15 protein-coding genes are annotated in these 21,470 nt (G+C 72.4%); 12 read left to right on the plus strand and 3 right to left on the minus strand.

Annotated elements, in window-relative coordinates:
* Nucleotides 1–3 precede the first annotated feature (3 nt).
* Nucleotides 4–2,610, minus strand: a complete 2,607-nt coding sequence (gene rph / locus OG767_RS19735) for a rifamycin-inactivating phosphotransferase (protein ID WP_405089904.1) — start codon at nucleotides 2,608–2,610, stop codon at nucleotides 4–6.
* A 431-nt stretch (nucleotides 2,611–3,041) separates the two neighbouring features.
* Here rph and OG767_RS19740 point away from each other — a divergent pair, with 431 nt between their 5' ends.
* The 8 genes from OG767_RS19740 to OG767_RS19775 all read left to right on the plus strand — a co-directional run bounded on the left by OG767_RS19740 (nucleotide 3,042) and on the right by OG767_RS19775 (nucleotide 15,773).
* Nucleotides 3,042–7,196 carry a SpoIIE family protein phosphatase gene (locus OG767_RS19740; RefSeq protein ID WP_405089905.1) on the plus strand — a complete coding sequence of 1,385 codons (4,155 nt, stop codon included), beginning with the start codon at nucleotides 3,042–3,044 and terminating at the stop codon, nucleotides 7,194–7,196.
* Entirely contained in the window at nucleotides 7,193–7,492 is a 300-nt protein-coding gene (locus OG767_RS19745) for an STAS domain-containing protein (RefSeq protein WP_405089906.1), read from the plus strand. The genes OG767_RS19740 and OG767_RS19745 overlap by 4 nt, the downstream gene beginning before the upstream one ends.
* 293 nt (nucleotides 7,493–7,785) lie before the next feature.
* Nucleotides 7,786–9,765, plus strand: coding sequence for an alpha-L-fucosidase (locus OG767_RS19750; RefSeq protein WP_405089907.1), 1,980 nt, complete (start codon nucleotides 7,786–7,788; stop codon nucleotides 9,763–9,765).
* 92 nt (nucleotides 9,766–9,857) lie between these two features.
* The gene (locus OG767_RS19755) at nucleotides 9,858–10,928 is read left to right on the plus strand and encodes a sugar ABC transporter substrate-binding protein (protein WP_405089908.1); all 1,071 of its coding nucleotides are present in this window, start codon (nucleotides 9,858–9,860) and stop codon (nucleotides 10,926–10,928) included.
* A complete protein-coding gene (locus tag OG767_RS19760; RefSeq protein ID WP_405089909.1) occupies nucleotides 10,925–12,466 on the plus strand; it encodes a sugar ABC transporter ATP-binding protein in 1,542 nt (513 codons plus the stop codon). The genes OG767_RS19755 and OG767_RS19760 overlap by 4 nt, the downstream gene beginning before the upstream one ends.
* Nucleotides 12,459–13,505, plus strand: a complete 1,047-nt coding sequence (locus OG767_RS19765; protein ID WP_405089910.1) for an ABC transporter permease — start codon at nucleotides 12,459–12,461, stop codon at nucleotides 13,503–13,505. The genes OG767_RS19760 and OG767_RS19765 overlap by 8 nt, the downstream gene beginning before the upstream one ends.
* Before the next feature lie 61 nt (nucleotides 13,506–13,566).
* Nucleotides 13,567–14,886 (plus strand): enolase C-terminal domain-like protein, encoded by a 1,320-nt coding sequence (locus OG767_RS19770; protein ID WP_405089911.1) that lies wholly within the window; start codon nucleotides 13,567–13,569, stop codon nucleotides 14,884–14,886.
* On the plus strand, nucleotides 14,883–15,773 hold the full coding sequence (locus OG767_RS19775) for an amidohydrolase family protein (RefSeq protein ID WP_405089912.1): 891 nt from the start codon (nucleotides 14,883–14,885) through the stop codon (nucleotides 15,771–15,773). The genes OG767_RS19770 and OG767_RS19775 overlap by 4 nt, the downstream gene beginning before the upstream one ends.
* Before the next feature lie 9 nt (nucleotides 15,774–15,782).
* Here OG767_RS19775 and OG767_RS19780 read toward each other — a convergent pair whose 3' ends face one another.
* Complete coding sequence (locus OG767_RS19780) at nucleotides 15,783–16,478, minus strand: FadR/GntR family transcriptional regulator (RefSeq protein ID WP_405089913.1); 696 nt, start codon at nucleotides 16,476–16,478, stop codon at nucleotides 15,783–15,785.
* A 157-nt stretch (nucleotides 16,479–16,635) separates the two neighbouring features.
* On the opposite strand from OG767_RS19780, the gene OG767_RS19785 reads away from it, so the two are divergent.
* Genes OG767_RS19785 through OG767_RS19800 form a run of 4 tightly spaced genes read left to right on the plus strand, consistent with a single transcriptional unit; the run spans nucleotide 16,636 to nucleotide 19,697 of the window.
* Nucleotides 16,636–17,580: an aldo/keto reductase gene (locus OG767_RS19785; protein ID WP_405089914.1), complete on the plus strand. Its 945-nt coding sequence runs from the start codon at nucleotides 16,636–16,638 to the stop codon at nucleotides 17,578–17,580.
* 1 nt (nucleotide 17,581) lies between these two features.
* Nucleotides 17,582–17,917 carry an L-rhamnose mutarotase gene (locus OG767_RS19790; RefSeq protein WP_405089915.1) on the plus strand — a complete coding sequence of 112 codons (336 nt, stop codon included), beginning with the start codon at nucleotides 17,582–17,584 and terminating at the stop codon, nucleotides 17,915–17,917.
* Nucleotides 17,914–18,939 carry a zinc-binding dehydrogenase gene (locus tag OG767_RS19795; protein WP_405089916.1) on the plus strand — a complete coding sequence of 342 codons (1,026 nt, stop codon included), beginning with the start codon at nucleotides 17,914–17,916 and terminating at the stop codon, nucleotides 18,937–18,939. Before OG767_RS19790 ends, OG767_RS19795 begins: the two co-directional genes overlap by 4 nt.
* Nucleotides 18,936–19,697 (plus strand): SDR family oxidoreductase, encoded by a 762-nt coding sequence (locus tag OG767_RS19800; protein WP_405089917.1) that lies wholly within the window; start codon nucleotides 18,936–18,938, stop codon nucleotides 19,695–19,697. Before OG767_RS19795 ends, OG767_RS19800 begins: the two co-directional genes overlap by 4 nt.
* 83 nt (nucleotides 19,698–19,780) lie before the next feature.
* Here OG767_RS19800 and OG767_RS19805 read toward each other — a convergent pair whose 3' ends face one another.
* The gene (locus OG767_RS19805) at nucleotides 19,781–21,430 is read right to left on the minus strand and encodes a glycoside hydrolase family 27 protein (RefSeq protein ID WP_405089918.1); all 1,650 of its coding nucleotides are present in this window, start codon (nucleotides 21,428–21,430) and stop codon (nucleotides 19,781–19,783) included.
* Nucleotides 21,431–21,470 lie beyond the last annotated feature (40 nt).

The raw sequence follows: 21,470 nt of genomic DNA on the forward strand, positions 1-21,470 counted from the left end.
AGGTCAGGTCAGCAGCTCGACGTACCCGCCGGAGCCGTGCACGCGGATCCGCTGCCCGTCCCGGATCAGCCGGGTGGCCCCCGTCACGTTCACCACGGCCGGCAGGCCGTACTCCCGGGCGATGACCGCGCCGTGGGTCATCGGCCCGCCCACCTCCGTCACCAGGCCGGCCACGGCCACGAACAGCGGCGTCCAGCTCGGGTCGGTGTGGACGGTGACGAGGATGTCGCCCGGTTCGAGGTCCGCGCGGGCCAGGTCGAGGACGACCCGGGCCCGCCCCTCCACCGTGCCGGCCGACACCGGCACGCCAGCCAGCGCGCCGCTCGGCAGGTCGTCGCGCCGGTACGCCCCGTGGACCGCCTCGCCGTCCGAGGTGAGCACGCGGGGTGGCGTGAGCGCCTGGTGGAACCGGAACGCCTCCGCGCGCTCGCGGACGAGCCGCGCGTCCACCCGGCGCGTCCGCACCGCGTCGCGGAACTCGTCGAAGGTCAGGAAGAAGACGTCCTCCCGGTCGGGCAGCACACCGTCGCGTACCAGCCGGTCGGCCTCCGCCATCAGCGCCTGCTTGTAGACGAGGTAGCGGCTCACGATGGCGTACTTCGGGTACTCGCGGTAGCCGATGAAGGTCCGGACCCGGTCGATCATCCGCTGGGTCTCGTCGGCCTTGCGGTCCCCGTCCGGCAGGGCCCGGAGCCGGTCGAGCACCTCCCGGGCCTTCCGCTGCACCGCCTGCCGGCCCTCCGCGAAGCGCCGTCCGGCGGCGCCGGGCGCGAAGTGCCGGACGTGGTCGAGGATCAGTGGTACGAGGGTGGCCGGTCGCTCGCTCCACCGTGGCCGGGTGATGTCGATCTCGCCGACGCACCGCATGCCGTACCGGTCGAGGTAGTCCTGGAGGGCGTCGTGAGCCTCGCGTCCGCCCGGCAGCTTCGGCAGCTCGTCCAGGAAGCCGTCGTCGTCCGCGGCGTCCCGCAGGAACGCCACCACCTCGGGGTGGGGGCGGATGACGTCGGCGACGTCGAGCAGCGCCAGCCCCATCTCCGAGGTGACGTTGCCGGGGGCGGACAGGCTGAGCGTGTCGGCGGCGTTCCGCTCGCCCAGCCACTCCCCCAGCTTGTCGTTGAGCCACCAGGTGGCCTCCATCCCGGCCATGATCGCCTGCATGTTGACCGGGTCGACGAGGGCCCGCTTGTGCTCCGGGAACGCCTCCGCCACCAGGAAGTCGAACAGCGCCGGCCCGGTCCGGGTGCCGATGTCGCGCCGCAGCGCGGCGATGCTGGCCCGACTCCGCTCGATCAACGCGGTGACGACGGCCGGGTCGGTCTCGATCGTCGCCGACGGCAGCCCGGGAGGCGGACCGGCGGGGCCGTCGTCGGCCAGCGTCGGCACGACGTCACCGCGCTCCAGGAGCGTCTCCAGCGCGTCCCTGGTCAGCGGATCCGATCTGGTCATCAGGTCCAGGAAGGCGGCCCGGCCCGCCGGTGTGGCCAGGTGCCGGGTGGCGTCGACGAACAGCCGGCCACCGGCCTCGTGCATCGGCGCCATGGCGGTCAGCCGCCACATCGACAGCCCCAGCGGCTTCATCGCGTCGGTCATCATCTGCTGGTGGCCGACCGAGAGGTAGACGTGGTTCTGCCCGTCGTCGACCACCGGGACCGGGAACAGCGTGGTGATCGGGCGGCTCTGGAGGATGTGGGGTTCACCGTCGGCCAGGGCCCACTCCACGTCCTGCGGGCCGCCGAACCGCGCCTCGATCCGCCGCCCGAGCCGGACGAGACGGACGACCTGCTCGTCGGTCAGCGCGGGCTGTTCCCGCCGGGCCGGATCGACCGCCTCGGTCCGCGTCCCGCCGCCCGGCACGGCACGGACGGCCCGTGGCTTGCTGGCGATGGTCCGGGAGACGACCCGGTCGTCGCGCACCGTGAACACGTCCGGGGTCACCAGGCCGGCGACCAGGGCCTCGCCCAGACCGAACCCGGCCTCCACGGAGGCGACCTTCCGGTGCCCGCTGACCGGGTCGGCGGTGAACAGGATCCCCGCCGCGTCCGGGAGCACCATCCGCTGCACCACCACGGCCATCTGCACCGTACGGTGATCGATGCCGTTGCGTAGGCGGTAGGTCACCGCCCGTTCGGTGAACAGCGACGCCCAGCACCGGGCGACGTGGGTGCGGATCTCGTCCGGGCCCACCACGTTCAGGTAGGTGTCCTGCTGGCCGGCGAAGGAGGCCGTCGGCAGGTCCTCCGCCGTCGCGCTGGACCGCACCGCGTAGGCGGCGTGCGCGCCGAGCCCGGCCAGCGCCCGGCTGATCGCCGCCGCGACCTCGCCCGGCACGGCCACCTCCTCGACGACCCGGCGGATCTCGGCGCTGACCGTCCGGATCGCCTGCCGGTCGTCGGGGCCCAGCCGGCAGAGCCGGTCGAGCGGCGCGTCGAGCGCCGGCAGGTCCGCCACGGCCCGCCGGTACGCGTCGGTGGTCACGCAGAAGCCGGGCGGCACGCTCACCCCGTCGAGCCGCGACAGCGCCCCCAGGTGCGCGCCCTTGCCACCGACGGTCGCGAGCTGCTCCTCGTCGATCTCGTCGAACCCGACCACGTATCGTCCGGCCCTCATCGTGCCCCCGTTTCCCCAGCTCATCCGCGTCCGGCCGACGATTCTGCGGCACCACCGGGGTCTTGCCGCAAGCCCCGGGGTGCGATATACGTTAGAAGTGGCAGGGAGCGACGTCTCCCTGCCTTCGGTGTTTTCCGGCCCGCTCCCCTCGGCGTCGGTGGCGTCCGGCGGCAGGCCCCGGCCCGAGAACACCACGCGTCGGCCGGCGACGACGGGAAACGTCGCAGCGGGGCGGGCAGCGGCCGGGATTGTGGCGCTCCCGACGGCGGTCGGTGGCATGACGGGGACGTCCTGGGGGCAAGACCGGAACGGAGAGCTACTCTGAGGGGCCGTTCGGGCGACTCGATGACGATTTGTATCCGGATTTGTCGCCCACGGTGGTGCCTCGACCTGGACGAGCGGGATCTGCTGCGGTGAGGGAGACTCGGGCGATGACCGGCGCTGGCACCGACCCGCGGACACGTGCCGACGTGTTCGCCGTCGACGGTGAGATCGGCCCGGATCTGGCCCGGGTCGACTGGTCGACCCATCCGCTGGGGCAGCCCGACGGGTGGCCGCAGAGCCTGCGGACAGCGGTGCGCATCCTGCTCTCCTCCCGCTTCCCGATGTGGATGGCCTGGGGCCCCGAGCTGACGTTCTTCTGCAACGCCGCCTACCGCCGCGACACGCTGGGCCGCAAGTACCCGTGGGCGTTGGGCCGACCGGCGAACGAGGTGTGGGCGGAGATCTGGGCCGACATCGGCCCCCGCATCGACACCGTGCTGCGCACCGGCGAGGCGACCTGGGACGAGGGGCTGCTGCTGTTCCTGGAACGCGCCGGCTACCGGGAGGAGACCTACCACACGTTCTCCTACAGCCCGCTGCGCGACGACGACGGCACGCTGGTCGGGATGCTCTGCGTGGTCAGCGAGGAGACCGAGCGGGTCATCGGCGAGCGACGGATGGCCACGCTGCGGGACCTCGGCTCCGACCCGAGCGTGATCCGCACCGAGCAGGAGACGCTCGCCTTCGCCGGTCGCCAGTTGGGGCGCAACGCGCACGACCTGCCGTTCACGCTGACGTACCTGTTCGGTGACGAGGGCGACGCACGGTTGGCGGAGGCGACCGGGTTCGCCGCCGGCCATCCGGCGGCGCCGGCCACGCTGTCGCTCGACGACCCCGACGCGGTCTGGGCGGCCCGGGCGGTCACCGAAGGGGACCTGGTCCGGGTGCCGCTGGACTCCGCCGTGCACCACGACCTGCCGACGGGCGCCTGGCCGGACCCGCCGACCGAGGCGTTGCTGGTGCCGCTGCGCCAGCAGGGCGGCACGCCGTACGGGTTCCTGGTGGCCGGGCTCAACCGCTACCGGGCCCTCGACGACGGCTACCGCGGGTTCGTGGAGCTGACCGCCGGGCACGTGGCGACCGGGATCGCCAGCGCCCGCAGCTACCAGGCCCAGCAGCGGCGGGCCGAGGAGCTCGCCGAGCTGGACCGGGCGAAGACCGCGTTCTTCTCCAACATCAGCCACGAGTTCCGCACCCCGCTGACGCTGATCATGGGACCGGTGGACGAGTTGCGCGGCCGGCTGCGGGACGCCGACGGGCCGATCCGCGAGGAGCTGGAGGTCATCCGCCGTAACGGGCTGCGCCTCGGCAAGCTGGTCAACAGCCTGCTCGACTTCTCCCGGATCGAGGCCGGCCGGATGCAGGCCCGCTACCAGCCGGTGGACCTGGCCGCGGTGACCGCCGACCTGGCCAGCGTCTTCCGCTCGGCGGTCGAACGCGCCGGCCTGACCTTCGAGGTCGACTGCCCGCCCCTGCCCGAGCCGGTGCACATCGACCCCGGCATGTGGGAGAAGGTGGTGCTCAACCTGCTCAGCAACGCCCTGAAGTTCACCTTCGACGGCACCGTGCGGGTCGAGCTGCACGCCGAGCACGGGCAGGCCGTGCTGCGGGTGGTCGACACCGGCATCGGCGTCGCCGAGGAGGAGATGCCCCGGCTGTTCGAGCGGTTCCACCGCATCGAGAACGCCCGCTCCCGCTCCGACGAGGGCAGCGGCATCGGGCTGGCCCTGGTCAAGGAGCTGGTCACGCTGCACGGCGGCAGCATCACCGCCAGCAGCACGGTGGGCCGGGGCACCGCGTTCACGGTCCGGCTGCCGTTCGGCGACGCCCACCTGCCGGCCGACGCGATCGCCCCGGCCGGCTCCGGCCGGGTGCCGGTCTCCGCCGAGCCGTTCGTACAGGAGGCGCTGCGCTGGCTGCCCGGCGACCCGACGGCCGAGGTCGTCCCGGAGGACGCCCCGCCGGTCGATGGTCCCGCGCCGACCCGGCCGGGGCAGGCCCCGGCCCGGGTCCTGGTCGCCGACGACAACGCCGACATGCGCGAGTACCTCACCCGCCTGCTGCGCGCCGCCGGGCACCGGGTGCGGGCGGTGGCCGACGGGCAGGCGGCGTTGGAGGCTGCCCGCACGCACACGCCGGACCTGGTGGTCAGCGACGTGATGATGCCCCGGCTGGACGGCCTGCAACTGGTGGCCGCGCTGCGGGCCGACTCCCGGACCGCCGGCACGCCGGTGCTGCTGCTGTCCGCCCGCGCCGGGGAGGAGGCCGCCATCGAGGGGTTGGAGGCCGGCGCCGACGACTATCTGGTCAAGCCGTTCCCGGCCGCCGAGCTGCTGGCGCGGGTGCGGGCGAACGTGGAGCTGGCCCGACTGCGCAACCACCACGCCCGGTGGCGCACCGCGCTCGTCGACTCGTTGCAGGAGGCGTTCTTCGTCTGCGACGAGGCCGGGGCGGTCGTCGAGATCAACACGGCCTTCACCGACATTCTCGGCTACGGCCCGGAGAACCTGCCCTACCTGCCGGTGCAGCCGTGGTGGCCGGACCCGGAGGCCGAGCCGGAGGCACACCGTCAGGTGTCCACCGCATTCTCGGCGCTGATCGGCCAGACGAAGGGCACCTACACCGTGCCGGTGACCCACCGCGACGGGCACCGGCTCTGGATCGCGACCGCGTTCAACCAGGTCGACGACCCGGACACCGGACGCCGGGTCATCGTGGGCACGTTCCGCGACGTCACCACCGAGCACTACGCCGTGCAGCGGGAGACCGCCCTGGCCGGGCTGAGCCTCCGGCTGTCGCAGGCGGACGATCTCACCGACGCCCTGCACGGGGTGCTGGACGAGATGCGCAAGCTGTGGCGCGCCACCGGCGTGGTCACCGCCGTCTTCGGCGACACCTCGGATCCCGACGTCACCGCGACCGACCCCCTGCTGCAGTGGGACACGCTGCCCGACGAACGCCGGCAGGCGTTGCTGGCGTTGCGGGACACGCCGCTGCTGACCCCGGCGGCGACGCCGGCGCACGGGGCCGGCATCGCGCTGGAGCATCCGGACGGCACCATGGCGCTCTGGATCGACCTGGGCGAGAAGCGGCCCTTCACCGAGCAGGACCAGACGCTGCTGGCGCTGCTCGCCGGCCACGTCGCCCAGGGGCTGCACCGGGTGCACCAGATCGACCAGCAACGGGAGACCGCGCTGGCCCTGCAACGGGCGATCCTCGGCCCGGCCCAGCTGCCCGCCGGCTTCGCCGTGCGCTACGCCCCGGCGTCGCTGCCGCTCAAGGTCGGTGGCGACTGGTACGACACGGTCGAGCTGCCGGACGGGCGGATCGCGATCGTGGTCGGCGACTGCGTCGGCCACGGCCTGCGGGCCGCCACCGTGATGGGGCAGCTGCGCAGCGCGTGCCGGGCGCTGCTGTTGCAGGACGCCAGCCCGGCCCAGACGCTGATGGCCCTGGACCGGTTCGCCGCCCTGCTCCCGGGCGCGCAGTGCGCGACCGTCCTCTGCGGTGTGCTGGACCCGGCGACCGGTCGGCTGCGCTACTCCAGCGCCGGGCACCCGCCGGCCATCGTGGTGCACCCCGACGGCACGTCCGAACTCCTCGACCAGGGCCGGTCCCGCCCGCTCGCGGTCCGCGCCGGGCGGGAACGCCCGGAGGCGGAGGTCACCGTGCCGGCCCGGGCCACGCTCATGCTCTACACCGACGGTCTGGTCGAACGCCGCCGCCAGCCGCTGACCGCCGGCATCGACCGGGCCACCGCGGCGATCCAGGAGGGCCGGGGTGTCCCGGTCGAGGCGCTGGCCACCGAGCTGATGGACCAGCTCACCCCGGAAGGCGGGTACGACGACGACGTGGCTCTGCTGCTCTACCGACACCCCGGGCCGCTGGAGTTGGACTTCCCCGCCGAGTCGTCGCGGCTGGCCGAGGTGCGTACCGCGTTGCGCGGGTGGCTGGACCGGTGCGGGCTGGCCCCGACGTACTCCTACAACGTGCTGGTGGCCGCCGGTGAGGCGTGCGCCAACGCGATCGAGCACGGCCACCGGGACAGTCCCGGCGGGCGGATCCGGCTGCGCGCCGCCGCCACCGCCGACGCGTTGCGGCTGAGCGTCACCGACAGCGGGCACTGGCGGGACCGGGACCGGCCGTCGGACCCGCACCGGGGCCGCGGACTGGTGCTCATGCGTGCTCTGATGGACTCCATCACGGTGACCCCGGGGGCCACCGGCACCACCGTCGACATGCAGGCAAGGATCATCCGATGAGCACGGCCCTGACGCTCACCACCGGCAGCGACCCCGACGGGGGGCGCGTGCTGACCGCGGTCGGCGAGATCGACATGAGCAACGCGGCCGCCTTCGCCGCCGCGCTCGACGACGCCGTCCGACCCGACGGCGACCCCCTCGTGGTGGACCTGACCGCCGTGGAGTATCTCGACAGCGCCGGCCTGGCCGCGCTGTTCCCGCACGCCGAACGGATCGCGCTCGTCGCCAGTCCGCTGCTGGAGCCGCTGCTCAGCATCTCCGGGCTGGCCGACCTCACCACCGTGCGCAGCGGCTGAGGTTCCGACCGGCGGGTGCCCGCGCCCGCCACGGCCGCACCGACGCCCTTCGGAGCCGTCCCCTCACCCGGTCTCCGCAGCACCGCGACACGTCGCCGTGCAACTTTTAGGGACGTCAATGTTAGCGTTAACGCTGGTGGCGGCGTCGGCGCGGCATTCATAAGACGTATGGCCTCTCAAATGGCCACTCTCACCTGGACGTAAGCGTTGACGTTACGCAGATGTAACGCTTAACGTCTGATGTCTCAGTCATGTGAGCCCCCTCACCCACCACCGCTTTCGGAGGGATCACCATGTCCCGTCCCCACCTCACCCGCCGTTCGCTCCTGGCCGCTCTCGGTGCCGGCGGAGCCGCGGTCGCCGTCGGCGGCGTCCTCCGTCCCGGGTCCGCCGCCGCCATCCCCGGACCCGCCAGCTACGCCGAGACGTGGGCGTCGGTCGGTCAGCACCCGGCCGCGCCGGAGTGGTTCCAGGACGCCAAGTTCGGTGTCTACTTCCACTGGGGAGCGTTCAGCGTTCCGGCGTACGCCAACGAGTGGTACCCGCGCAACATGTACAACAACGGCTCCAACGAGAACAACCACCACAAGTCCGTCTACGGTGACCCGTCGGCCTGGCCGTACCACAACTTCATCAACGGCGCGAACGACCGGTCGGGCCGGTTCGTGCAGTTCGCCCCCCGGCTGCGCTCGGCCGGCGGCAACTTCGACCCCGGCGAGTGGGCCCAGTTGTTCGCCGATGCCGGCGCCAAGTTCGCCGGGCCGGTGGCCGAGCACCACGACGGCTTCTCCATGTGGAACAGCCAGGTCAACGAGTGGAACTCGGTGGCCCGCGGCCCACGGCTGGACCTGCTCCGCCTGCACACCGACGCGATCCGGGCCCGCGGCCTCAAGGTCATGGTCGCCATGCACCACGCGTACAACTTCACCGGCTTCTACCAGTGGGCGCCGCAGCAGTCCGACGCCAGCCTGCGCAAGCTCTACGGGCAGTTGGGCACCGCGGCGGAGGAGCAGCTCTGGTACGACAAGCTCCGCGAGGTCATCGACCAGGCCCAGCCGGACATGATCTGGCAGGACTTCAACCTCAGCCGGATCAGCGAGGCGCAGCGGCTGCGGTTCCTGGCCTACTACTACAACCGGGCCGTGGCGTGGAACAAGGAGGTCGTCGCCACCTACAAGGACGGGTTGGACCTCGGCGGCACGGTCTTCGACTACGAGCGCGGCGGTCCCGCCGCACTGCGTCAGCCGTACTGGCTCACCGACGACAGCATCAGCAGCTCCAGTTGGTGCTACACGGTGGGGATCGGCTACTACTCGCTGAACCAGATGCTGCACTCGCTGCTCGACCGGGTCAGCAAGAACGGCAACATGGTGCTCAACATCGCGCCGATGGCCGACGGCACCATCCCCGACGGACAGCGCGGCACCCTGCTCGCCATCGGTGACTACCTGCGCCGCTTCGGCGAGTCCGTCTACGCCACCCGGGCCTGGACGACGTACGGCGAGGGGCCCACCCAGATGGGCGGCGGTTCGTTCAGCACCCCGCGCGCCGGCACCGCCCGGGACATCCGGTTCACCCGCAGCAAGGACAACCGGGTGCTGTACGCCACGTTCCTCGGCTGGCCGGGCAGCACCGCCACCATCACCACGCTGGCGTCGGGCCGGATCAACCTCGGCACCCTGACCGGGGTGCAACTGCTCGACACCAACGCCGGCAGCTACGTCAACCTGCCGACCCGCACCCAGGACTCCAGCGGCCTGCGGATCACCATGCCGTCGGCCGGCGCGCCGTTCAACGCGCCCGCGTACGTGGTCAAGCTGACGTTCAGCGGCCCGATCCCGGCGCTCGGCGGCGGCTCGACCACCTGGCAGCGGATCACCAACGTGACCAACGGCCTGGCGCTCGACAGCGGCGGCAACGTCGCCTCCGGCTCCCCGCTGAAGCAGTGGAGCTGGGACGGCAGCACCAACCTCCAGTGGCAGCTCGTCGACCTGGGCACCGGGTACCACCGGATCGTCAACCGGACCAACGGCATGGTCGTCGACGGGTTCGGCCAGACCACCAACGGCGCCGCCGCCCAGCAGGCGCCCTGGAACGGCGGCAACAGCCAGCAGTGGCAGCTCACCGACCAGGGCAACGGGCGGTACCGGATCGCCAACCGGGCCACCGGCCTGGTGCTCGACGGGGGCGGCCAGGTCGCCTCCGGCTCCCCGGTCAAGCAGTGGAGCTGGGACGGCAGCACCAACCTGCTGTGGACCCTCGCCACCGTCTGAATCCCTGCGTCCACGTCCGACGCGTGCGCGTCACGCACCCCCGGCGGTGCTGGCGACACGCGTCGGACGACGTCCCGACCTGGAGGACCACGATGACCAAGAGAGCTCTGCTGGGGCTGGGCCTGACGATGACGCTCGTCGCCTCGGCCACGCTCGCCGCCGGCTGCGGCGACGGTGCGGGGAAGGACAGCGACTCGGGCGGCTCCGCCCCGCTCGTCGGGGTGGACTACCCCCGATCCGACACCGACTTCTGGAACTCGTACATCACGTACGTGCCGACGTTCGCCGACGATCTGGGCGTCGACCTGAAGACCACCAACTCGCAGAACGACATCGCCAACCTGATCTCGAACGCCCAGACCTTCATGAGCCAGGGGGTCAAGGGCGTGGTGATGGCCCCGCAGGACACCGCCGCGATCGCGCCGACGCTCCAGCAACTGGCCGCCAAGAAGATCCCGGTGGTCACCATCGACACCCGCCCGGACTCCGGCGAGGTGGCGATGGTGATCCGCGCCGACAACCGCGCCTACGGCACCAAGGCGTGCAGGTTCCTCGGCACCAAGCTCGGCGGCAAGGGCAAGGTGGTGATGTTGCAGGGCGGCCTCGACTCGATCAACGGCCGGGACCGGACCGAGGCGTTCCACGAGTGCATGCGCGCCGACTACCCGGGCGTCACGGTGTTCGGCGAGGCGACCGACTGGAAGGCCGACGTGGCGGCCAGCAAGCTCCAGACCCGGTTCGCGTCGGACCCGGACATCAAGGGCATCTACATGCAGTCCTCGTTCGCGCTCTCCGGCACGCTCCAGATCCTCAAACAGCGCGGCCTCCAGGTCCCGGCGAGCGACCCGAAGCACGTCTTCGTGGTCTCCAACGACGGCATCCCGGAGGAGCTGGCCGACATCGGCCGGGATCTGATCGACGCCACCGTCAGCCAGCCCGCCGACCTGTACGCCAGGTACGGCCTGGAGTACGTGAAGGCGGCGATCGACGGCAAGACGTTCCAGCCCGGCCCGACCGACCACCACAGCACGATCATCCAGGTACGGGAAGGGCTGCTGGAGGACCAGCTCCCCGCGCCGCTGGTGACGAAGGACGGCGCGCCGGTCGCGGGCGAGCCCACAGTGAAGTTCGACGACAGGTCCCTGTGGGGCAACACCGCATGAGCGTCCGCTCACCCGCCTCGACCGACGGGCCGGCCGGCGACCTCCGGCCCGTCGTGGAGGCCGTCCACATCACCAAGCGTTTCGGGTCGACGACCGCCCTCTCCGACGCCGGCATCGTGGTCCGGCCCGGCGAGACGCACGCCCTGGTGGGCCGCAACGGCGCCGGCAAGTCGACGCTTGTCAGCATCCTCACCGGCCTCCAGGCGCCGGACGACGGGGCGGTGGCCTTCGACGGCCGGCCCGCGCCACCGCTCGGTGACCGGGCCGCCTGGCGGCGGCGGGTGGCCTGCGTCTACCAGAAGTCCACGATCATCCCCACGCTCACCGTGGCGGAGAACCTGTTCCTCAACCGGCACGACCGCGGTCGCGGCGGGCTGATCCGCTGGTCGCGGCTGCGCCGCGCGGCGCAGGAACTGCTGGCGACCTGGTCGGTCGACGTGGACGTGCGGCAGCCCGCCTCGACCCTGTCGGTCGAGCAGCGGCAGTTCGTGGAGATCGCCCGGGCGCTGTCGTTCGGCGCCCGGTTCATCATCCTCGACGAACCGACCGCGCAGCTCGACGGCGCCGGCATCAACCGGCTGTTCACCCGGCTCCGTGACCTGCGTGCCCACGGGGTGACCTTCCTCTTCATCAGCCACCACCTTCAGGAGATCTACGAGATCTGCGACCAGGTGACGGTCTTCCGCGACGCCCGGCACGTCGTCACCGCACCGGTGGCCGAGCTGAGCCGTCCGGCCCTGGTGGCGGCCATGACCGGGGAGGACGTGACCCTGCCGGAGGCCGACCACCCGCCGCTGCCGGCCGACGCCCCCGTGCTGCTGTCCGTCCGCGACCTGGTCACCCCGTCCGGCGCCGAACTGTCCCTGGAGACCCGGGCCGGCGAGGTGGTGGGCATCGCGGGCGGCGGCGGCAGCGGCAAGGTCGAGGTGGCCGAGGCGATCGTCGGCCTGACTCGCCGCGCCGGTGGGACGGTCGCCGTCGACGGGCGCGTGCTGCGGCCGGGCAGAGTGCCCGACGCCCTCGACGCCGGGGTGGGCCTGGTGCCGCAGGACCGACACCGCGAGGGCCTGGTGCCACTGCTGTCCATCGCGGAGAACGTCACGATGACCGTGCCGGAGCGCATCGCGCGGCGTGGGCTCATCTCACCGGGACGCCGGGACGCCGTGGCCCGCTCCGCCATCACCGAGCTGGCCGTCAAGGCGGCCGGACCGCACGTCCCCGTCGCCGACCTGTCCGGGGGCAACCAGCAGAAGGTGGTGATGGGCCGGGCGTTGGCCAACGACCCGAAACTGCTGGTGCTCATCACGCCGACGGCCGGCGTCGACGTGCGGTCGAAGCAGACCCTGCTGGGTGTGGTGGAGCAGGTGCGCCGCCGGGGCGCCGCCGTCCTGATCGTCTCCGACGAACTCGACGACCTGCGGATCTGTGACCGCGTCCTGGTCATGTTCGCCGGGCGGGTCATCCGCGAGCTGGCCCACGGCTGGCCCGACAACGAGCTGGTAGCCGCCATGGAAGGGGTGGATCTCCACCATGCCTGAGACGCTGTCCACCACGACGTCGCCGCCGGCCGGGGCGTCCCCGCCGGCCCCGCCGTCGCCCTCCGCACGGAGCCTGGTCCTCACCCGCCTGCGGGACCTGGCCCTGGTGCCGGCGATCGTCGCGGTCGCCGTCGTCGGCTCGCTCGTGAATCCCGTCTTCCTCAGCGCCGACAACCTTCTCAACGTGCTCCAGAGCATGTCGGAGATCGCCATCCTGGTGCTGGCGCAGACCATCGTGCTGATCACCGGCAAGATGGACCTGTCGCTGGAGTCCACCTTCGGCCTGGCCCCCGGCATCGCGGCCTGGCTGGTCGTCGACCCGGCGCTCACCCGCGGTCTCGGGCTCGACGTGCTGCCCGACGGCCTGGCGGTGCCGGTGGTCCTGCTCGTCGGCGCCCTGATCGGCGCCGTCAACGGGCTGCTGATCGTCCGCTTCGGCCTCAACGGCTTCATCGTGACGCTGGGCATGCTGATCGTCCTGCGCGGACTGCTCACCGGGATCTCCGGTGGTCAGACGTTCTTCGCGCTGCCGGAGTCGATGACCTACCTCGGCTCGGCCACCTGGTTCGGCGCGCCGGCGTCCATCTGGGTGTCACTGCTGTTGTTCGCGGTCGGGATCGTGGTGCTCGGTCACACCCGTGTCGGCCGGGCGTTGTACGCCATCGGCGGCAACGCCGACGCGGCCCGCGCCGCCGGCATCCGCACCGACCGGGTGTTGTGGGCCGCCCTCGTGGTGGCGAGCGTGCTGGCCGCGCTCGCCGGGTTGCTGATCAGCGGGCGGCTCGCCGCGGTGCCGGCGGCGCAGGGCAACGGCGCCATCTTCCAGGTGTTCGCGGCGGCGGTCATCGGCGGGGTCAGTCTCCACGGCGGCAAGGGCAGCGTGTTCGGCGCCTTCACCGGCGTCCTGCTCCTCTTCATGATCATCAATGTGCTCACGCTCGCCGGGGTGCCCGCCCAGTGGACGAACTTCCTCAACGGCGCCGTCATCCTGGTCGCCCTGACGGTCTCCCGGATCACCGGCGGCAAGGCGCAGACATGACGCCACCGCCGCGTCCGGCGCCGCCGACGAGCCAGCCCACCTCGACCGACCGGGAGAACCGTTGTCCGAGCACATCACATCCGTAGAGACCATCGACGTCCGGTTCCCGACGTCGCGCCACCGCGACGGCTCGGACGCGATGAACCCGTTCCCGGACTACTCCGCGGCCTACGTCATCCTGCGCACCTCGGCCGCCGCCGAGGGACACGGCCTCGTGTTCACCGTGGGGCGGGGCACCGAGATCCAGATCCGGGCTCTGCGGTCGCTGGCCCCGATGCTCGAGGGCCAGCCGGTCGACGCGCTGGTCGCCGACCCCGGGGCGCTCGCGCGCCGGCTGGTCGGCGACAGCCAGATCCGCTGGCTGGGCCCGGAGAAGGGGGTCGTGCACATGGCCGCCGGTGGCCTGGTGAACGCGGTCTGGGACCTCGCTGCCCGGCGGGCCGACAAGCCGCTGTGGAAGCTGCTCGCCGACCTCACCCCGGAGCAGCTCGTGGCGCAGGTCGACTTCCGCTACCTGCGCGACGCCCTCACCGAGGACGAGGCGCTGGCGCTGTTGCGCGCCGCCGTCGACGGGCGGGCGGACCGGGAGCGCCGCCTGCTGGCCGAGGGCTTCCCGGCGTACACCACGACGCCGGGCTGGCTCGGTTACGACGACGACAAGCTGGCCCGGCTCTGCACGGAGGCGGTCGCGGCCGGGTTCCGGCTGATCAAGCTCAAGGTGGGCGGGGACCTCGCCGACGACGTACGCCGGCTGGGCATCGCCCGCCGGGCCGTCGGTCCGGACGTGCGGATCGCGGTCGACGCGAACCAGGTGTGGGGCGTGCCCGAGGCGATCCGCTGGATGCGCGAACTGGCCCCGTTCGACCCGTACTGGATCGAGGAGCCGACCTCACCCGACGACATCCTCGGGCACGCCGCCGTCCGCTCGGCCGTCGCCCCGACGAAGGTGGCCACCGGCGAGCACGGACACAACGCGGTGATGTTCAAGCAACTGCTCCAGGCCGGCGCCGTCGACGTGGTCCAGATCGACGCCTGCCGGGTCGCCGGGGTCAACGAGAACCTGGCCATCCTGCTGCTCGCGGCGAAGTTCGGCGTGCCGGTCTGCCCGCACGCCGGCGGGGTGGGGCTGTGCGAGCTGGTGCAGCACCTCGCCATGTTCGACTTCGTCGCCCTCACCGGCAGCACCACCGACCGGGCCATCGAGTACGTCGACCACCTGCACGAGCACTTCGCGGACCCGGTCCGGATCCGCGACGGCCGCTACCTCGCGCCCCGTTCCCCCGGCATGAGCGCGGAGATCCTCGCGCCCTCGCTGGCCGACTACCGCTTCCCCGACGGACCCCGGTGGACGGTGGCGACGACCGGAGCCGCACTCACATGATCATCGACGCGCATCACCACCTCTGGCAGCCCGACCACGGGTACCACTGGCTCGACGATCCGGCGCTGGCGGCGATCCGCCGCCCCTTCACCCCCGCCGACCTGACCGCCGCGCTCACCTCGGCCGGCGTGGACGGCACCGTGCTGGTGGAGGGCGGCCGCTGCCACCCCGACGAAGCCGCCGAGTTCCTCGGTCACGCCGCGGACACGCCGGCGATCCTCGGCGTGGTGGCCTGGGTCGACATCGCCGGGGGCGAGGTCTCCGCCACCGTCCGGCGCTACCGGCAACTGCCCGGCGGGGAGCTGCTGGTCGGGATGCGTTCGCAGGTCCAGGGCGAGGCGGACCCCGACCACCTCGACCGTCCCGACGTACGGCGCGGGCTCGCCGAGGTGGCCGACGCCGGCCTGGTGTTCGACCTGGTGATCCGCGCCGACCAACTGCCCGCCGCGGCGCGGGCGGCCCGGGCGGTGCCGCAGCTCTCGTTCGTCCTCGACCACCTCGGCAAGCCGCGCATCGACCGGGGCGCCGCCGGGCTGGCCGGTTGGCGCGACCCGCTCGCCGCGCTGGCCGCCAGTCCCAACGTCACCGGCAAGCTGTCGGGCCTGGTCACGGAGGCGGCACCGGACTGGTCGCCGGCCGACCTGAGCCCGTTCGTCGAGGTCGCCGTCGACGAGTTCGGCCCCGGTCGTCTGATGTTTGGCTCGGACTGGCCGGTGTGCCTGCTCAGGTCGGACTACCCGGGGGTGCGGCGGGCCCTGACGGCCGCGCTGCCGCCGCTGTCGCCCGGGGACCGGCGGGAGATCTTCGCCGGCACCGCCGTGCGCACCTACCGCCTGACCCCACCGGCCGAACCGGCCGAACCGACCGCGCCCGGGCCGGTGACATGAGCCGGCCGGTCAGGCGTCCCCCGCCTGGGCCGCGAGCACGGTCCGCAACCACGCCTCGGAGGTGTTGACGTGCATCAGCGCGGTGGCCTGGGCGAGCAACTGGTCGCGCGACCGCAGGGCGAGGTAGATCGCCTGGTGTTCGTCGATCGTCTTGTGTGCCGCGTTGGCCTCGATCAGCCCACGCCAGACCCGGGCCCGCAGCGTACGGCCGGAGAGCCCGTCGAGCAGCGAGGTGAGCGTCTCGTTGCCGGTGGTCGCGACCACGGTGTGGTGGAAGGCGGTGTCGAACTGGATGAGCTTCTCGGCGTCGTCGGCGGCGGCCCGCATGTCCTGCAGGATCCGGTCGAGTTCCGCCAGCTCGGTGTCGGTCATCCGCACCGCGGCGAGACCGGTGGCCACCGGCTCCAGCATCCGGCGGACCTCCATCACCTCCAGCAGCGTGTCGTCGCGCAGCAGCTCCACCGCGACGCCGAGACCCTCCAGCAGCAGCCGCGGGGCGAGGCTGGTCACGTAGGTGCCGTCGCCGCGACGCACGTCGAGCACCCGGGCCGACTCGAGCACCTTGACCGCCTCCCGCACCCCGCTGCGCGACAGGCCCATCTGCGCGGCGAGCTGCTGCTCCGGTGGCAGCCGCGCGCCCGGCGGCAGCTCACCGCTGGAGATCATGCCGCGGATCCGCGCGATCGCGTCGTCGGTCAGTGCCATTGCCGCCCCCTTCGGGCCGGCCCACCGGGTGCCTGGGAAGTGGCTCCGTCGCCTGCGGTGGGCAGCGGCCGTTCCCACCACTATAGATTCATCCGACGTCTGCCCGACTCCGGTCGTCGTCGCCAGCCCCGCCGTCCGCGGAAAGGGTCCTGACGCCATGCGATACCGCCCGCTGGGCCGCACCGGCCTGACCGTGTCGATGCTCGGGTACGGCGCCTCCCCCCTCGGCGGCGTCTTCGGCCGGATCGACGAACGGGCCGGCATCGAGGCCGTGCGCGTCACGCTGGAACTCGGCGTGAACATCATCGACGTCTCGCCCTACTACGGCGCCACCACCGCGGAGACGGTGCTCGGACGCGCCCTGCGCGGCGTCGATCGGGCCAGCTACGTCCTGGCCACCAAGGTCGGCCGGTACGGCGAGGCGGCGTTCGACTTCTCCGCGGCCCGCACGGTCCGCAGCGTCGAGGAGAGCCTGGCCCGCCTCGGCACCGACCACCTGGACCTGGTCCAGTGTCACGACATCGAGTTCGGCGACCTCGACCGGATCATCGGCGAGACGTTGCCCGCGCTGGCCCGCCTGCGCGACGCGGGGAAGATCCGCTTCATCGGCGTGACCGGCTACCCGCTGGCCGCGTTGCGTCGGGTCGCGGCGGCGGTCCCGCTGGACACCGTGCTGTCGTACTGCCGCTACACCCTGCTGGACCGCGCGCTGGCCACGGCCGAGCCGGAGTTCACCGCCCGGGGCACCGCGGTGCTGAACGCCTCCCCGCTGGCCATGGGGCTGCTCTCCCGGCGCGGCGCGCCCGACTGGCATCCGGCCCCGCCGGAACTCCGCCGGGCCGCGACCGCCGTGGCCGACCTGTGCGCGCGACGTGGCGTGGACATCGCCCGGGTCGCGCTCGGCTTCGCCGCCGCGCCGACCCGGTTCGCCACCACGTTCGTCGGTTCCGCCGACGCCGCGAACATGGCCCGCAACGTGCGCTGGGCCCTGTCCGAGCCCGATCCCGACCTGCTCGACGACATCGAGAAGCTGCTGACGCCGGTGCGTGACCTCGCCTGGCCCAGCGGCCGACCGGAGAACACCCCTATCGGAGAGGCATGAGGTGCGACGTTACGGCTGGGTGATCCGGCTGCGGCCGGACCACCGGGAAACCTACCTACGGCTGCACGCCGCCGTCTGGCCCGGCGTCGAGCAGACGCTGCGGGCGGCGCGCATCCGCAACTACAGCATCTTCCTGCACGGGGACCTGCTGTTCGGCTACTACGAGTACGTCGGCGACGACCACGACGCGGACCAGCGTCGGATCGCCGCCGATCCGCAGACCCAGGCGTGGTGGCGGCTGACCGACCCCTGCCAGGAATCGCTCGCCGAGCCCGGATCCGGCCACTGGTGGGCGCCGATGCACGAGGTTTGGCACCTGACCGAGGAGGCTTGGTGAACCGCAGCGCGCACTACGTCGGCGACCGGAGGTTCGTCGTCGAGGACACCCGGGCGGTGCCACCCGGCCCCGGCGAGGTACGCATCGCGGTGACGTACACCGGCATCTGCGGCACGGACCTGCACGTCGCGCACGGCGCGATGGATCACCGCGTCCACGTGCCGGCGGTGATCGGGCACGAGATGTCCGGTCGCATCGCGGAGATCGGCCCGGGCGTCACCGACCGGCGGGTGGGCGAGCCGGTGACGGTGAGGCCGCTGGACTGGTGCGGTCGGTGCCCCGCCTGCCGGGCCGGTCACCAGCACATCTGTCACCGGCTGAACTTCATCGGCATCGACTCCCCCGGCGCGATGCAGCGCTCCTGGACGGTGCCGGCCCGGATCGTGGTGCCGCTGCCGGACGACCTGCCCCTGGCCGAGGCGGCCCTGGTCGAGCCCACCGCGGTGGCCGTGCACGACGTGCGGCGTTCCCGCTTGACGGCGGGCGAACACGCGGTGGTCATCGGCGCGGGTCCGGTCGGCCTGCTCATCGGCGCGGTCGCCCGGGCGGCCGGCGCCACGGTGACCGTGCTGGAGATCGATCCGCGACGCCGCGCGCTCGCCGTCGACCTCGGCCTGTCCGCCGTGGACCCGGTGGCGACGGACCCGGCGGGACTCGTCCAGGAGGCGACCGGGGGCGCCGGCGCCGACGTGGTCTTCGAGGCGTCCGGGTCGGCGACCGGGGTACGCCTCGCGACCGACCTGCTCGCCGTACGCGGGCGGCTGGTGGTGGTGGCGATCCATCCCACGCCGCGGGAGGTGGACCTGCACCGGATCTTCTGGCGCGAGCTGGAGGTGATCGGGGTGCGGGTCTACCAGCGGGAGGACTACGCCGAGGCGGTCCGCCTGGTGCACCGCCGGGAGGTGCCCGCGGCGCGGCTCATCTCCCGGATCGTGCCGCTTGACGACGTGACCGAGGCGTTCCGGGCGCTCGCCGCCGGCGGCGACGTGAAGGTGCTGGTGGACTGTGGAGGTGGGGTGTGAACCCGTTCGACCTGAGCGGCCGGCTGGCCGTGGTCACCGGCTGCCGGCGCGGGATCGGCCTGGCGATGGCGGAGGCGCTGGCGGCGGCGGGCGCGGACGTGATCGGCGTCAGCGCCGCCCTGGAGGAGACCGGCAGCGAGGTCGAGGCGCGGGTGACCGCGCACGGCCGCTCGTTCGTGCCGCACCGGTGCGACCTGGCCGACCGGGCCGCCGTGCGCGCGCTCGCCGGGTGGCTGGGCCGGCGGGAGCGGCCGGTGGACATTCTGGTCAACAACGCCGGCACGATCCGCCGCGCCCCGGCCGTCGCGCACCCGGACGAGGACTGGGACCAGGTGCTGGAGGTCGATCTCACCGCCCCGTTCGTCCTCGCCCGCGAGGTCGGCCGGGACATGGTCCGGCGCGGCTCCGGCAAGGTCATCTTCACCGCCTCGATGCTGAGTTTCCAGGGCGGCGTGACCGTGCCGTCCTACGCGGCGGCGAAGTCGGGGATCGCCGGGCTGACCCGGGCGCTGGCCAACGAGTGGGCGGGCCACGGCGTCAACGTCAACGCCATCGCGCCCGGCTACATCGCCACCGACAACACCCAGGCGTTGCGGGACCAGCCGGAACGCGACCGGGCGATCGTGGAGCGTATCCCGGCCGGACGCTGGGGCCGGCCCGAGGATCTCGCCGGGGCCACCGTGTTCCTGGCCTCGGAGGCTGCCGCGTACGTGCACGGCACGGTGCTCGCGGTCGACGGGGGCTGGCTCGCCCGCTGACTCCCCCGGCATACGGCCGTCTCACGACGACGCGCCCCGGCCGGACCTGGTGGACCCGGCCGGGGCGACGTCGGGTGGACGTACTAGCGCACCGTCCACCGCTGGTTGGCGGCGGCGGTGCAGGTCCACTGGATCACGGTGGTGCCGTTGGCGGTGGCGGCGCCGTTGACGTCCAGGCAGAGGCCGGACTGCTGGTTGCGGATGGTGCCGTCGCTGTTACGGGTCCACCGCTGGTTGGCGGCGCCGGTGCAGTCCCAGATCTGCGCCTTCGTGCCCGCGCCGGCGTTGGCCGGCGAATCCAGACACTTGCCCAGCGCCTGGATGGCGTCCCCGCTGAACGTCCACCGCTGGTTGGCGGCGCCGTTGCAGTCCCAGATCACCGGCTGGGTGCCGTTGGCGGTGTTGCTCTGCGGCACGTCCAGGCACCGGCCGGAGGCGGCGCTGACGAGCGCCCCGCCGGTGGTCGGGGGCGGGGTGCCGGTGCCGCCGCCGCTGACCCGGTAGACGACCGTGCCGTGCCCCGGGACGGTGGCCGAGATGGCGCCGGAGGTGGTGCTGGTCGCGTTGGTCCACGCGTCCAGCAGGGTGAACGAGGTGCCGGTCTTGCCGATGGCGGCGGCGGTCGTGGAGATCGTCGTGCTGGCGCTGCCCTGGTTGAACAGGGCTACCGCGACGTCACCGTTGGCCAACCGCTTGGCCAGCACCCGCCGGGTCCCGTCGAACGACACCTGACCCGCCTGCAACGCCAGCGGATCCTGACTGATACCGATCAGGGCCGGGTTCTTCAGGATCGTCTGCGTGGCCGCGGTCATGTTGCGCAGGTCGTTACCCGCGATCAACGGCGACGCCATCACCGCCCACAGCGCGAAGTGACTACGCATCTCCGTGTCGGTCATCCCACCCCGACCGACCTCCAACATGTCCATGTCGTTGAACGCGCCCGGCTTCGCCCGCCCGGCCAACGGCACCGTCACGTCGACGATGTTCTGGATGCCCATCGGGTAGCCGTTGGTCTGACCGGTGTTCCACGCGTTGGTGATGTCCTCCGTGGTCCGCCACATGTTCGCCACGTCGCCCCAGTCCCGCTGCGGACCGGTCTTCGAGTGGATGCTGTTCGAGTTGATGCTGTAGACGATCGGCCGGCCGGTGGCGGCGAGGGCGTCGCGCATGATGTTGAACACGCGTACCTGGTCGTCGATCGTGCCGCTCGGCGAGCACCAGTCGTACTTCAGATAATCCACACCCCACGCCGCGAACTGACGGGCGTCCTGCACCTCGTGCCCCTGCGCCCCCGTCGAACCGGGATAACTGTTGAAGTACTGCGCACACGTCTCGGTCAGCGGGCCCTGGTAGATGCCGAACTTCAACCCCCGCGCATGGATGTAGTCACCGAGGGCCTTCATTCCCGACGGGAACCGACTCGGGTCACCCTGGAGATTCCCCGCCGAGTCCCGGTTCTGGTTCATCCAACAGTCATCCACCACCACGTACTGGTAGCCGGCGTCCCGCATCCCCGAACTGACCATCGCGTCGGTCATCTGCCGGATCAACGTCTCGTTGATGTTGCAACCGAACGTGTTCCAACTGTTCCAACCCATCGGCGGCGTCCGCGCCGCACCGTTCTCCAGCGCCGACGCCGTGGACGGGCGCAGGCCGACCAGGGCGCCGGCCAGCAGCAGTCCGGCCGCCAGGACGGCGGTGGCCCGGCGGCGGGCCGAGGTGAGGTGTCTCATCGGTGTTCCTCTCCGCGACGGTGGTACGCCCGCCGCAGGC

It is taken from the genome of Micromonospora sp. NBC_01392 (assembly GCF_045040125.1).
Classification (GTDB): domain Bacteria; phylum Actinomycetota; class Actinomycetes; order Mycobacteriales; family Micromonosporaceae; genus Micromonospora.

What these genes read in the sequence shown, in the direction of transcription:
- OG767_RS19805 (WP_405089918.1), bottom strand. Translation starts at nt 21,430, where the DNA reads ATGAGACACCTCACCTCGGCCCGCCGCCGGGCCACCGCCGTCCTGGCG.
- OG767_RS19755 (WP_405089908.1), top strand. Translation starts at nt 9,858, where the DNA reads ATGACCAAGAGAGCTCTGCTGGGGCTGGGCCTGACGATGACGCTCGTC.
- OG767_RS19740 (WP_405089905.1), top strand. Translation starts at nt 3,042, where the DNA reads ATGACCGGCGCTGGCACCGACCCGCGGACACGTGCCGACGTGTTCGCC.
- OG767_RS19750 (WP_405089907.1), top strand. Translation starts at nt 7,786, where the DNA reads ATGTCCCGTCCCCACCTCACCCGCCGTTCGCTCCTGGCCGCTCTCGGT.
- rph (WP_405089904.1), bottom strand. Translation starts at nt 2,610, where the DNA reads ATGAGGGCCGGACGATACGTGGTCGGGTTCGACGAGATCGACGAGGAG.
- OG767_RS19785 (WP_405089914.1), top strand. Translation starts at nt 16,636, where the DNA reads ATGCGATACCGCCCGCTGGGCCGCACCGGCCTGACCGTGTCGATGCTC.
- OG767_RS19780 (WP_405089913.1), bottom strand. Translation starts at nt 16,478, where the DNA reads ATGGCACTGACCGACGACGCGATCGCGCGGATCCGCGGCATGATCTCC.
- OG767_RS19745 (WP_405089906.1), top strand. Translation starts at nt 7,193, where the DNA reads ATGAGCACGGCCCTGACGCTCACCACCGGCAGCGACCCCGACGGGGGG.
- OG767_RS19760 (WP_405089909.1), top strand. Translation starts at nt 10,925, where the DNA reads ATGAGCGTCCGCTCACCCGCCTCGACCGACGGGCCGGCCGGCGACCTC.
- OG767_RS19775 (WP_405089912.1), top strand. Translation starts at nt 14,883, where the DNA reads ATGATCATCGACGCGCATCACCACCTCTGGCAGCCCGACCACGGGTAC.
- OG767_RS19765 (WP_405089910.1), top strand. Translation starts at nt 12,459, where the DNA reads ATGCCTGAGACGCTGTCCACCACGACGTCGCCGCCGGCCGGGGCGTCC.